The organism is Affinibrenneria salicis, from assembly GCF_008710095.1.
Genome location: NZ_VYKJ01000004.1, coordinates 359,950 through 373,538, shown reverse-complemented (window position 1 = coordinate 373,538; position 13,589 = coordinate 359,950). Strand labels below are relative to the sequence as shown.

General features: G+C 57.1%; 8 protein-coding genes. 5 read left to right on the top strand and 3 right to left on the bottom strand.

Going from position 1 to position 13,589, the window contains the following annotated elements; all coding sequences use genetic code 11:
* Positions 1-150: 150 nt before the first annotated feature.
* Entirely contained in the window at positions 151-2,088 is a 1,938-nt protein-coding gene (iolD, locus tag FJU30_RS10865; protein WP_150434969.1) for a 3D-(3,5/4)-trihydroxycyclohexane-1,2-dione acylhydrolase (decyclizing), read from the bottom strand.
* Between the two features lie 854 nt (positions 2,089-2,942).
* Here iolD and FJU30_RS10860 point away from each other — a divergent pair.
* Complete coding sequence (locus tag FJU30_RS10860; RefSeq protein ID WP_150434968.1) at positions 2,943-3,863, top strand: phosphotransferase; 921 nt, start codon at positions 2,943-2,945, stop codon at positions 3,861-3,863.
* A gap of 111 nt (positions 3,864-3,974) precedes the next feature.
* On the opposite strand, the gene FJU30_RS10855 is transcribed toward FJU30_RS10860, so the two are convergent.
* Positions 3,975-5,147, bottom strand: coding sequence for a hypothetical protein (locus tag FJU30_RS10855; RefSeq protein ID WP_150434967.1), 1,173 nt, complete (start codon positions 5,145-5,147; stop codon positions 3,975-3,977).
* A 102-nt stretch (positions 5,148-5,249) separates the two neighbouring features.
* A complete protein-coding gene (bcsG, locus tag FJU30_RS10850; RefSeq protein WP_150434966.1) occupies positions 5,250-6,908 on the bottom strand; it encodes a cellulose biosynthesis protein BcsG in 1,659 nt (552 codons plus the stop codon).
* Between the two features lie 865 nt (positions 6,909-7,773).
* On the opposite strand from bcsG, the gene bcsR reads away from it, so the two are divergent.
* The 4 genes from bcsR to bcsB are packed head-to-tail and all read left to right on the top strand — an operon-like array spanning position 7,774 to position 13,589.
* Entirely contained in the window at positions 7,774-8,007 is a 234-nt protein-coding gene (bcsR, locus tag FJU30_RS10845) for a cellulose biosynthesis protein BcsR (protein WP_223881564.1), read from the top strand.
* Positions 7,998-8,714, top strand: a complete 717-nt coding sequence (bcsQ, locus tag FJU30_RS10840; protein WP_150434965.1) for a cellulose biosynthesis protein BcsQ — start codon at positions 7,998-8,000, stop codon at positions 8,712-8,714. The genes bcsR and bcsQ overlap by 10 nt, the downstream gene beginning before the upstream one ends.
* 5 nt (positions 8,715-8,719) lie before the next feature.
* Entirely contained in the window at positions 8,720-11,320 is a 2,601-nt protein-coding gene (bcsA, locus tag FJU30_RS10835) for a UDP-forming cellulose synthase catalytic subunit (RefSeq protein WP_150434964.1), read from the top strand.
* Positions 11,321-11,327: 7 nt separating this feature from the next.
* Positions 11,328-13,589 carry a cellulose biosynthesis cyclic di-GMP-binding regulatory protein BcsB gene (gene bcsB / locus FJU30_RS10830; RefSeq protein WP_150434963.1) on the top strand — a complete coding sequence of 754 codons (2,262 nt, stop codon included), beginning with the start codon at positions 11,328-11,330 and terminating at the stop codon, positions 13,587-13,589.

Here is a 13,589-nt window from a genome sequence, read left to right as displayed (position 1 = left end):
TTCAGGGGATAAAATAACGCCGCCAGGGGGGGACGGCACGATATATTGTCTCCCGTCCGGAGACCTGCCGAACCCTATCAATAATCGGCGGATCGTTGATGACATCAGGGTCAAAAACCACGCCCATCGTCATTTTATCCCATCGAACGTTTAGTATTGACGCGCTTTATTAATGTTGGCCTCAAGCGTTTTGGCTACGGTATTGATTCTTTCACTACGGGAGACTTGCGCACCGCCGACCCGCCACCAGCTGAAATAGTTATGAACCATGGTCTTAGGCAAGATTTTAATATCTATCAATGTTGAGTGTTTTTGCCGCCGGGCGTCAGCCAGCGCCTCATGCAGTTGCTCAAGCGTGGTCACCGCATAGCTTTTACAGCCATACCCTTCAGCGATTTTAGCGAAATCAACAGGGATAAGACCGCCGTCCTGTCTGCTGCCGTCTTCCAAATGGTAACGGAACTCGGTATAGAAGCTGTCCATCCCGTGCCCTATCTGCAGATTGTTGATACAGCCATTAGCCATGTTATCGAACAGCAGAATATTGATTTTCTTTCCCTCCTGCAGAGAGGTAATCAGCTCAGAATGCAACATCATGAATGCGCCATCGCCGACAAAGACATAGACCTCGCGCGCGGGCTGAGCCATCTTAACGCCAAGTGCGGCATTGACTTCATACCCCATGCAGGAATAGCCATATTCGACATGATAATCGTTGCCTCCCCGGCTTTGCCAGACGCGCTGCAGATCGCCAGGCAAACTACCGGATGCGGCAACCACCACCGCCTCTTGCGGCAGCGTTTTATTGAGCACGCCCATCACGCGGGTCTGGGTCAATAACGAACTCGTCAGGCGTTTGAACTCCGCATAAACCCGCTCACGATCCAGACGGTCATTTATTTCTGGAATAAAGTCGGTTCCCGAATACGCAACGCTGTATACGCGTTCTACTTCCGCAAGATACTGCGCCCGGGCATCTTTAATCCGGTTGCGCCAGGCCGTATAGACGCCGGCGTTCAGATTTTCGAGGAGATCAATCAGAGTCGCTCTGGCGTCGCCCACCAGTTGAACGCCGTCCAGTTTGAAGGCATCGAATCGGCTGATATTGATATTTAAAAACGAAACGCCCTTTTTTTTAAAAATCCACTTCGACGATGTCGTGAAATCGGTGTAACGCGTTCCGACCCCGATCACCAAATCAGCCTCGGCGGCCAGCACGTTCGCGCTAAGCGAGCCGGTCTCGCCGATACCGCCGACGTTGAGGGGATGCGCGGAGCTGATGGTGCCTTTACCAGCCTGCGTTTCGGCTATCGGGATAGTGAATTTTTCTGCGAATTCGATCAATTCAAGCCCAGCCTGCGAGTACTTCACCCCGCCGCCGCAGATAATAAGCGGTTGTTGTTTGCTCTTCAGTACGGCCAGCGCATCCTTCAACATGGCTTCCGTCGGCAACGGGCGCTCGATACGGTGCACTCGTCGGGCAAAAAAGTAATCGGGATAATCCCACGCCTCCCCCTGCACGTCCTGCGGCAGGCACAAGACTACCGCCCCGGTTTCCGCGGGGTCCGTGAGCACTCTCATCGCGTTAATACAGGCGGTCATTAACTGCTCGGGCCGGCTAACCCGATCCCAGTATTTACTAACGGGACGAAACGCATCATTAGTGCTGATGCTGAGATCATGGCTTTGCTCTATTTGCTGTAATACCGGATCGGGTTGACGCGTCGCATAAGTGTCGCCTGGCAGCAAAAGCAGCGGGATACGATTAGCGGTAGCCGTTGCGGCGGCGGTGATCATGTTTGCGGCGCCGGGCCCGACGGAGGAAGTACAGGCAATGATTTGATGACGCAATAGCTGTTTTGCATAACCGATGGCGGCGTGAGCCATCCCCTGTTCATTACGCCCCTGGTATACCGAGAGCTGCCCGCAGTCCTCCTCAAGGGCCTGCCCCACCCCCAACACGTTACCGTGACCAAAAATAGCGAATATGCCTTTAACAAACTTAATCTGTTTACCGTCTATTTCGACATATTGATTATCAAGGAAGCGCACTAATGCCTGGGCTACCGTCAGTCGGATGCTTTTCATTCTCCCCCCTGTTCACAGGCCGTTTCGCCAGTGCCCGCTGCCGAACGTATGGCGCTGCGCGCACTCGACATCAATCTCATCTGACACAGGCTGAGTATGGAACAAAAAGTTCCCGCTTCAATACAAAATAAAATTTATTGTTCACATTGAGAAGAAGATCAAAAAATTAAAACCGTATACATTGATTAAAACACCGTCGCGAATTTTAAAAAATTACTACCCGTTAAAGTCATATTATTGTTTTTACTTATTATATAGAGTTAATAAATATCTTCCGCTTAAAGAACAGTGATAGTCATCACAATACATTTATGAAATAAAAATTCCAAAAAACCAACGCAGAATGCAAAACAACAATGATTCATTGCCCGTGCTGGACAGACTTCGATTAAGGCGAAGTGACGGGATGACAGACAAAACAGGTTCAGCCGGAAACCACCCCGCGCCAGCCCTCGATAGAGAAGCGCTGCGGCGTACTGAACGTATAGGCGGCCCACAAACGCAGCCTGCATACATCGCCGCGTTATGCGCAGTAACAAACACAGCGGCGCCTGCTGATCGATCTATTCATTGAAACCGCGCTCAAATAAGGACGGCCGATAAGCCCTATACTCGACATACTGCAGGTTGCCGGTGCGTTGGCTACGCTCGCTCCCCCGAATAGCCAATTTGAGTCAGCGATTCGGGATCCGCTCTCTTGCCGCCTTCCTGCAACGCGAATGATTTAGAATATAGAGGGATGCGCTGCGGCGGTCAGATTTGGCGGTCAGCAAACTTTACGTTGTCATTAAAACGGTACAAATCAGGTGTTATCGTGGTGGTCTTACGGCTAAAAGTCATGTTAAGCGCTTTTTATGGTCCAGAATAATCAGTACCAAATTCAGATACGACAATGGCTAACCGACATTTATGGTATCCGCGCCAGCGAAGTAAGTATTGTCGTTAACGGCGTCAATACTGTATTGCTCGTTTGCTGCCCTGACAGCAAGAAATTTTATATAAAGATCTTTCAGCAAGAACGTACGCAAGCGTCTGTGGAATCGGAAGGGAGAATATCTACCCTATTGCAATCGCAGGGCTTATCCGCCAGCAAGGCGGTGCTCAATCGCGATGGCGCATTTTCGTCAGTTTTTTCATCACGGAACAGTCACCGCCCGGCGCTGGTATTTGAAGAGGCCAAAGGCCGGCTATGCCAAATGACAGAGGGTGATTTAGCCGCACTGGCGACATCCCTGGCCGCATTACATAGAAACACATCAGGTCTGCCGTTTGCCAAACCTATTATTATTCGCGATCTATTAATAGATCTTGAGCCACTCATCGATCACCCGCTGATCGGCGACAAAGATAAAAACCAGTATAGCTATCTGCTTTCCTGCATAAAAAATATAAGAGACGACCACTGCATGACATTTTGCCATGGCGACCCCCGGCCGAATAATGCCTTCATCGAGGGAAAGCAGGCATATTTTATAGACTTCGAAAGTTGTGGAATCGCCAGTTCTTTTTATGACTGCGGCATTATCAGCTGGAATATCATAGGTCTGGATCCTGAGTCCGCCCTAACTCAAAGCAATATCAATTATTTTATCGACACCTATAATCGCAACGCGGAAAAAACCTGCTCGCTCTATGATATCGCACCCTATATCTTGCTAAGAGAGGCCCGGTCTATCTGGTTTCTGCTGGCAAACGATCTGGTATCCGGGCCATTACTGGCAAGGGTCTTTCAGGGGACAACCGGGGTGATAAAATTCACCCATCGCTATCTCTGAATAATACGGGTCTGCATGATGAATGAACGCGAAATACGCGCTTTTAGTCCCGCGTCGGCCGCTTTATCCCCGATCTGCGGCCGGAACAGCAGCGGGGAAGAGTAATACCAATCAGTTATTCCGCCGCGCGTTTTCTATATCCAGCTTAAAACTATCGACTTTCGCCAGCAAATATAGATCACTTTTCAACTTCACCGGCTGATAACTGTAGTACGGCGCGTCGGTAATGCACGTCAACCGATACGTCTGCCACGATCCTCTTACGGGCACGAAAGCACGGTAGCCATCCCGCGGCACCGTCATATAGACCGCGTTCGGCTGTTCATCGATGATCATATAGCGATTATGGCAGAAAAAATCCGTTCGCGTATCCAGGGGAATGGTGACATTAAACACATAGTTGGCAATGCTGCTCGCATTTACCATATAAATGATAAAAAATATGTACCAGGCGCAAAAAAGAGGCACCAGAATGGGCGCACTGCTATAGTTTTCCAGGCGTATTGTTTTTTCAGCAAAATTTATTTTTTTGTTTTCAAAAAACACAATGATCAGAATAGCAAAACTGGCGAAAGCGAGATAGGACATAACAAAAAGTACGATTGAATACCCCAACACCGTCACTTTTGAAATAACCTGCTCATAGGGGATGTCGATTACTTCCATAAAAAAATCCCTTGCCAGCGCATAACAATAAACGGATACGGCCAGCCAGGAGATTTTAAAGAAGGTCCAGAATATATTTTTTACCGCGCCATCGCCGCGTTCAGAGTTGGAAATATAAAAACATAAGGCCATATACATCAAGGCACAGAATACCACGGCGCACATAATGAAGGGTGTGATCCCCAGCCGGGATGAAAATCTGAACAAAACACAAGAGATCAAAAACACCAGTGATGCCAGCAGCGACAATCTTATGCTCAAGGCATACTGACTCATTAAACTGATTTTACTCTTTACTTTCCATTCATTACTCCGCGCTGGTTTTCGCCGGAAGAAAGTCGGCATAGCGCCCGGCGTGACCATGATATAAATCATAATTCCCATCGTCGTGTATATCAAAAACGGCATCAGACGAGAATTAAACGGCACGATGATAAAAATAGAGGCATAGTAAAAAAGCACATGTGCGGTGTATAACGACTTGTTCGGTTTTATTCTTTTAACCCTGACTAACATTCCTGTTCCCTCTATATTCGTTCCCTTCAGGCGAACGCTCCGGCCCGTCCAGACAAATACGCTGCCAGCCGCGTTCAAATCGGCTCCCGGCAATTCGCTCATCGGCCGCGTCATTATCCCGGCGGGCGGCGACGCATCCCCGCGCCGGCCGCCATCCCGCCGCGCGGATGATTCAGCGTAAATCGATCCGCCTGACGCGCCTGCCTACTGCGGATAGCGTACCCAATCGCCGCCGTTAAGGCGAATCCAGGGCTGCCCCTGATACAGGATCACCACCGCGTCATCATTTTCGGAAACCGCCGGCGTCTGCGGCAGGTTATCCGTCAGCACCGACATGTTGACGTTCGGCGCGTTGAACACCTGACCGTCCACCACCCGGGCGATCAGTTCCGAGATCGCCAGCAGGCTGGTGGGCGTATCCACCCGCAGCGGCTGCGCCTGATGCGGCGCCTTCATGCCGACAAACAGGATGCCGACCGGCACATGGGTAATCGACGGGCTGGGTATATCGCGCAGACCGGGCATCTGCATTTTGTCGCCGACCAGCGCCGCGCCATGCTCCGGCGCCACAATCACCATGACCCGGCGGCCGGAAGTCTGCAGATTGGTCAGGAAAGCATCCAGCTGATCAAACAACTGCTGCGCGCGCGGCTGATACGGCGCCGAACGGGTGCTGCCCAGCGGACGGGTGCCGTCATGCAATGGGATCAGATTGTAAAAGGTGGCGCTGCGCGCTTCATTGCTCTGCCGCCGTTCATCCAGCCAGCGCTGCATAAGTTGTCCGTCGCTGAATACCGGCGTGCCGTCAAATGAGGTCAGCGCCGGCGCAATGCCGACCTGAGACATCAGCGGTCCCTGCGCCCGCCCCAGTTCACGCAGATTAGTCAGATAGTTACCGAATACCCCCGGGTGATCAAGCACCAGGTGCTGTCTGAACCCCAGTTTTGCCAGATTGTCGAACAGGTAGCAGCGTTCGGGCGCTGGTTTGTAGGTCTCGCTGTGCGCCGCCTGACCGCAGCTGGCGCGCATCAGACGGATCGCCGCCGGGCCGCTGTAGCCGGTGGCCGAGTTGTAGTTGCCGAGAATAATATCGAAACGCTTCCACAGCGGGTGGTCGCGCAGTTGAACGGACTCAATATCGGACCAGGAGAGCGAACAGATGTTGAGGATCAGAACGTCAAACGGCTGAGAATCGGCCGGCAGCGCCGCGGGAAAATCGGTAGCGCGCAGCTTCTCCCGCGTGTGGAAGCGCTCAAGCCAGTCCGTGAGGTTGGCGTTGGTGGGCGGGGCGGCGTCGTCCAGTCCGCCGGGTTTCGGTACTGGCGCCGGCGTCGTTTCGTTTTTCAGCGCGACCGGCGGCGTCGCCGCCGGGTTGGAGATCAGCGCCACCGCCGGCCCGGCGATATTGACCAGATTAATCCAGATCAGCGCCAGCGTAACCAGCACGCTAACGCGCAGCCACTGAGAGACAAACAGGTAGCCCACCAGCAGAACGAATGCGCAGCCGATCATCGTCCAGTTGATAAAACGGTTGGTTAAATCCAGCAGATAAGCGCCGGAGAAATCCGTCAGCATCGCCCCCTGATGAACAATGCTGCTCAGACCCGGCAGCCAGGTGTCGTGATAAAACAACCCCAGGCCGATGGGCAACGCGACGATATGGCGCAGACGGTGCAGTTTGCGCGACGCAATGGGGAACAGCAGAAAGGCCAAAAAAACCAGATTGGCCAGTGCGTGAAAATTCAGATAGCCAAACCACAGCAAGGCGAACTTCAGCAAAAAATAAAAATCCCAGCCGCTAAGTCCGCGCCAAAAGCGCCAACGGGCAGCCGTTTCTCGTACAGTTCGATTAACGTCCGTCATGACTTATTACACATCCAATGATGAAAAAACGTCGCTGGCCGTCCTCATCTCTTTGGGGTACGGCGAGGACAAACGACAAAAGCCCGCCGCGTAAGGAGTCGACGGGGAAATAGCGTATAATTTATTAAAAAATAACAGAATATTTAAAACGTCAGACACCTATTATTCATCCCGAACATTCATCGCTCCACAATCTATATCATCCAGGCCACAAGTCGACATATTTTCATTTCACGCAGAGAAAAACACACCCCTTTACGTTACGTATTTCGTTACTCGCAGGCTGACAATTTTTCAACATTACGCATATAAAACCAATATTCAGAATAACATTCTGCGCACAGGTCAATATTATTCACATTGACGTTAATGTTTATTGCCAGAATATTTTATTGGGCATAATAACTCAGCGAAATAATCGCCAGATTATTCCATTCACTTACGATCACATAAAATGAAATAAAATAAAATAAAGTGAAATTCGCGCCCCGATGACCACGCGGACCGCCAGTCGGGCAGTCGGGCAGTCGGGCAGTCGGGCAGTCGGGCAGTCGGGCAGTCGGGCAGTCGGGCAGTCCATCGCCTGCCCGAACCGTCCGGGCGGCTGGTTGAATGCATGGCGAACCAACATCGACCGGGTATGAGTCCGCGCGGCGCCAGCCCCTTTAGATTATCGCTTATTTAAGAAGCTAATATGAATTTATTCGGGTAACCGACCATCCAGCAACCAGAACAGATTCTGGTCGGATGCGGGGCGCGCCGTATTTCATAACTTTATTACAATTATACTATTTTTTAGAACAATACAGATTAATCTTATGATTCAATACCGAAACTTTACCTTAGCGCCTCAAATGCGCTTTATTTGCCACCTGCTTATTATCACTGGATGATGAAAAAAGAAAACGTCTTCTATCGCGTCATAGACTGTAATAAACAGCAAGACGACATTGCTCGCCTGAATCGCGTTTATTCTCTTTTACCGGATCAATATATCGATATTTATGCGGAACAGCGCCATGGAGAAATAATGGCGCGCTGGCCGCTGCTGGACGAACTGGATGCCCGGACCGCCGGAGACGTTACGCCATGCCGGTGATCGCGCTGCAGGGCATACGCGGCGGCGTCGGCGCCACGGCCCTGACCGCCGGACTGGCCTGGGCGCTGCATCACCCTGACGAGAAGGTCGTGGCGCTGGATCTGTCGCCCGCCAATCAGCTCGGCCAGCATTTCAATACGCCGTTCGGGGATACCGCCGGCTGGCTGCGCGCGGCGCTGGGCGACGACGACGCGCGCCCTGGCGCCCGGCGCTACCGACCGGGGCTGGATTTTATCCCGTGCGGGGAGCTCAGCGCCGCCGAACGGGCGCGCTTTTACCGCGCGCCGGCCGATATTTTGCAGCCCTGGCTCGATCAATGCCTGCCGGCGCTGCGGCGCGACTACGACTGGGTCCTGCTGGATATTCCCGCCCGTCTCGATGCCGCAGCGCTGCCGCGCGTCGACCGGCTGATTCAGGTAATAATGCCCGACGCCAACTGCCATCTGCGCCTGCACCGGGCTACGCCCGCGCCCGGCGGCTGGTACCTTATCAATCAGTTCAGTCTGCACAGCGCCGCCCAGCAGGATCTGCACCAATTGTGGAGCGTCTCGCTGCGTCGGCGCGTTCCGCTCACCGTACACCATGATGAAGCCGTCGCCGAGGCGATGCTGCATAAACAGCCGCTCGGCGAATACCGTCCGCAGTCGCTGGCGGCCGAAGAGCTGAACGCGCTGGCCGTCTGGCTGCGCCAGCCGATAACGGAGTAGCCGCCATGAATCCTCTGCGCGGGTTGCTCTGCCCGCCGGTCCAGCAGGCGTTGTCGGTTCGCTATCGCCGGGCGCGCCGCGCCGGCGTCTGCCGCGCCACGGCGGCGTTCTGCCTGCTGTGGGTGACGCTGGCCTGGCTGTTTTTCCGTCTGGAAGCGCCGGCCTGGCGACGCCTGTTACGCCAACGACGCCAGCTGTTTCCCCATATCGATCCACGCAGGCCGCGCCCGCTGGACATTGTGCGCTATCTGCTGCAGGGCCTGTGGCTGGCGCTGTTTTTCCCGCGCCGTGCCCGGCCCGCCCGGTATTTTCCACCACGCTGCGTCAGGCGCGCGGGCCGCCGGCTTTTCGAACGCGGGCTGGCGCGGCTGTCGGATAAAGCGCGGACTGCGCGGCGGCTGGAAACGACGCTGACGGATCTGCCCGCCGGCTATCGCCGCCTGACGCTATCGATCGCCGCGGTCGGCGCGACGGCGCTGGCGCTGATCTGCATCACGCAGCCGTTCGACATCGGCGCTCAGACCGACTTCGTCGCGCTGCTTTTGGCCAGCGCGTTGGTGTTGCGGCTCCTCCCCGGTCGCCTGCCGACCCTGATGTTGATACTGCTGTCGCTGATCGTCTCCAGCCGCTATCTGTGGTGGCGTTTCAGCACAACGCTCAGTTGGGACGAGCCGCTCAGCGTAACGTTCGGCCTGTTGCTGATCGCGGCCGAAACCTACACCTGGAGCGTGCTGGTGCTGGGGTACTTTCAAACGCTGTGGCCGCTGGACCGCCAGCCGGTGACGCTGCCCGCGGATACCGACGCGTGGCCGACGGTCGATTTGCTGATCCCCACCTATAACGAACCGCTCAATGTGGTGGAAACGACGCTGTATGCCGCGCTGGGTATCGACTGGCCGCGCGACAAGCTGACGATTTATTTGCTGGACGATGGCGATCGGCCCGCATTTCGCGCCTTCGCCGCCCGCCTCGGCATCCGTTATATCGCCCGCGCCGACCATGAGCACGCCAAAGCGGGCAACATCAATCACGCGCTGCGCACCGCCTGCCGCAGTGCCTTCGTCGCCATTTTCGACTGCGACCACGTGCCGACCCGCACATTTCTGCAGACGACGATGGGTTGGTTTCTCAAGGAGCCGCGGCTGGGGATGCTGCAAACGCCGCACCATTTCTTCTCGCCCGATCCGTTTGAGCGCAATCTCGGCCGCTTCCGTCGGATGCCGAATGAAGGCATGCTGTTTTACGGGCTGGTGCAGAACGGCAACGATGTCTGGAACGCCGCCTTCTTTTGCGGTTCCTGCGCCGTCATTCGCCGTACCGCGCTGGATGAAATCGGCGGCATCGCCGTGGAAACCGTGACCGAGGACGCACATACCTCGCTGCGCCTGCACCGTCGGGGCTACACCTCCGCCTATATCCGCATTCCGCAGGCCGCCGGGCTGGCGACGGAAAGCCTTGCCGCCCATATTGGCCAACGCATCCGCTGGGCGCGCGGCATGGTGCAGATCTTCCGGCTGGACAACCCGCTGTTGGGCAAAGGGCTGAGTCTGGTCCAGCGGCTGTGCTACGCCAACGCCATGCTGCACTTCCTGTCCGGTATTCCGCGGCTGATCTTCCTGCTGGCGCCGCTGGCTTTCCTGCTGTGCCACGCCTGTATCATCTTCGCGCCGGCGCTGGCCATCGCGCTGTACGCGCTGCCGCATATCCTGCACACCAGCCTGACCAACTCGCGTATTCAGGGGCGCTATCGCCACTCGTTCTGGAGCGAAATCTACGAAACGGTGCTGGCCTGGTATATCGCCCGCCCCACCGCCGTGGCGCTGTTCAATCCACACAAGGGCGTGTTCAACGTCACCGCCAAAGGCGGCCTGATCGAAGAACGTCATCTCGACTGGAGCATTTCACGCCCTTACCTGCTGCTGGTGCTGTTCAACCTGGCCGGTCTGGCGACGGCGATCTGGCGCATCTGCTACGGGCCGGCGCACGAGATGATGACCGTCGCTCTCAGTCTGGTATGGGTGCTGTATAACATGGTGATCCTGGGCGGCGCGCTGGCCGTGGCCGTCGAAGCGCGCCAGCAGCGCGAGTCGCAGCGGGTGGATATCGCGCTGCCGGCGGCGCTGGCGCGGAAAAACGGCCATCTTCTGCCCTGTACGCTGCGCGACTACGCCAACGACGGCGTCGGCGTCACGCTGCGCGACGAGCAACAACTGCAAAACGGGGAGGCCGTGGTGCTGGTTCTGCACCAGGGTCGTCAGGAGCGCTATTTCCCCTGCGAGGTCTGTCGGTCACAGGGCAACGCCATCGGACTCCGACTGCATTCCTTAACTACCGAACAACACATCCACTTCGTTCAGTGCACCTTTGCCCGCGCCGATACCTGGGCGCTATGGCAGAGCAGCATGCCGGCGGACCGGCCGCTGCGCAGTCTGGCGGATATCGCCCGGCTCAGCGTCGGCGGCTACCTGCGGCTGGTCGAATACGGTCCGCGCCGCTTACGTCGCCTGTTCTTTTTTCTGACGATGCTGATCGCCTGGCTGGCATCGTTTCTTCCGCGCCCGGTCAGGGTCGACGCCGTCGTTTCCAGACCACGATTCAACCGATGATAAGATAATGACAAACAGACTACGCTGGTTTCCTTTGCTACTGCTGAGCCTTGCGCCGCTTTCTCCCGCAGGGCGCGCCGCCACGGCGCCGACTTCCCCGCCGATCGCCGCAGCGTCCTGCGCGCCGGAACGTGAAAACCTGTTGAGCTTCGGCAAGATCGCGCCGCCGCCCGGCAACGTCCATCTGCAGGGCAACCGGCCCGACGGGCAGATCGAATTCGGCGTGCGCAGCGACGAAATGGTCACCGGCGCGCTACTGCGGCTCAACTATCGCGCGTCGCCCGCCCTGCTCCCGGTTCAATCGCATCTGCAGGTCTACCTGAATGACGAGCTGGTCGGCATCGTCGCTCTGGATCCGACACCGGCGGGCAGCGCCCGTCAGGCGCAGTTAACCCTCGATCCGCGCGCTATCGGCGATTTTAATCGGCTGCGCCTGTCTTTGGTCGGCCACTACGCCGACCGGCACGAAAATGCCGACAATAACGCCATCTGGCTGAACATCGCTCAGGACAGTTCGCTGGCCCTGACGCTGCGCAAACTGCCGTTGCAAAACGATCTGGCGCGTTTCCCGGAGCCGTTTTTCGACGCGCGCGACGGCCAGCCGCTTACGCTGCCGATGGTGTTCGCCGCCGCGCCGGGCGCGACCGAACAGCGCGCCGCGGCGATCATGGCCTCCTGGTTCGGCGTCAGAGCCGACTGGCGCGGCCAGCGCTTCCCGGTACTGTATAATCAGTTGCCCGCGCAACGGCACGCGCTGGTATTCGCCACCAATGCGCGCCGACCGGACTTTCTCAAAACGCTGCCGCCGGTCGATAAACCGACCCTGATGTTGCGCAGCCAGCCGGACGACGCCTGCGCCAAAATGCTGCTGGTGCTGGGACGAGACGATAATGATCTGGTGACGGCGGCGCAGGGCATCGCCCAGGGCGACGTGCTGCTGCGCGGTCAGACCGCCGTGGTGGAAAGCGTTACGCCGCTGGCGCCGCGCGCGCCCTACGACGCGCCCAATTGGGTGCGCACCGACCGTCCGACGCGCTTCGCCGAGCTGCAGCAGTATGAGGGGCAGTTCCAGGCGGACGGCGCACGGCCCCGGTCGATTTCTCTGCTGCTGCGCCTGCCGCCGGATCTCTACCAGCCGCGCGAACGCAGCATCGGAATACATCTGCGGTATCGCTACAGCGCCCCCCTGCCGCACGACGGCTCACGGCTGGCCGTATATTTAAATAATCAGTTCGTACAGGATACGCCGCTGGGCGATAAAGACGCCCCAGGTCCGTGGCAACTGCATATCCCGCTGGTTCAGGGGCAACAGGACGCGGGCACGACCTTCGCCCTGCCCGCGCTGCGGCCCGACATCGCCAATCCGCTGCGTTTCGACTTCGATTATGCCGCCGCCGCCCTGAGCCGCGAGCAAGACGGTCTCTATGCCGATATCGCGCCCATCGCGCACCATGTCGTGGTCGACGGCGATTCCAGTATCGATTTCACCGGCTATCGCCACTATCTCGAAATGCCCTCGCTAAGCGCGTTCGCCAACGCCGGCTTCCCGTTCAGCCGCCAGGCGGATCTGGCGCAAACGCTGGTGCTGGTCAACCCGACGCCGACGCCGGCGCAGGTTGGCGTTCTGCTCAATACGCTGGGCAATATCGGCGCGCAGATCGGCGCACCGGCGCTGAACGTGCAGCTCACCGACGACTGGCGCCAGGCGCGCGATAAGGATGTCGACCTGTTGCTGATCGGCGCGTTGCCGGCGGCGCTGCGCGATAATAGCAACCTTAATTTGCTGATGTCGGAAACCGAAAGTCTGGTGAAAAAACCGCGGCGCCAGCCGCGACTGGCAACGGCGGCGCTCAGCGCCGATGATCGTCAACCGGCCAGCCTGACGGCGATCCGCGCGGAAGGACCGCTGGCCGCCATCGTCAGCTTTCAATCGCCGTACCGCGACCAGCGCGCCGTCGTGGCGCTGCTGGCGGACAGCGTACCCGCCAGCGAACTGCTGAATGAGGCGCTGAACGACAGCGGCAAACGGGCCGCCATCTACGGTTCCGTCGCCCTGATCCGCACCGCCGGGGTGAACAGCCTGCGGGTCGGCGACAGCTGGTACGTCGGCTACCTGCCCTGGTGGGAAAGCCTGTGGAATCTGCTGGCGCCGCATCCGGGCTGGCTGGCGGCGGGCGCGCTCGCGATGGCGTTGCTGTTAGCCCTGATCATCCGGCGACTAATGCGGCAAATTAGCCGGCGTCGCCTGGGCGACGAGGCCGCGTCGTGA

Bases quoted from the DNA above. Each gene is read 5' to 3' on its own strand.
- bcsA (WP_150434964.1), top strand. From the start codon at position 8,720: ATGAATCCTCTGCGCGGGTTGCTCTGCCCGCCGGTCCAGCAGGCGTTG.
- FJU30_RS10860 (WP_150434968.1), top strand. From the start codon at position 2,943: ATGGTCCAGAATAATCAGTACCAAATTCAGATACGACAATGGCTAACC.
- bcsB (WP_150434963.1), top strand. From the start codon at position 11,328: ATGACAAACAGACTACGCTGGTTTCCTTTGCTACTGCTGAGCCTTGCG.
- bcsG (WP_150434966.1), bottom strand. From the start codon at position 6,908: ATGACGGACGTTAATCGAACTGTACGAGAAACGGCTGCCCGTTGGCGC.
- bcsQ (WP_150434965.1), top strand. From the start codon at position 7,998: ATGCCGGTGATCGCGCTGCAGGGCATACGCGGCGGCGTCGGCGCCACG.
- iolD (WP_150434969.1), bottom strand. From the start codon at position 2,088: ATGAAAAGCATCCGACTGACGGTAGCCCAGGCATTAGTGCGCTTCCTT.
- FJU30_RS10855 (WP_150434967.1), bottom strand. From the start codon at position 5,147: ATGAGCGAATTGCCGGGAGCCGATTTGAACGCGGCTGGCAGCGTATTT.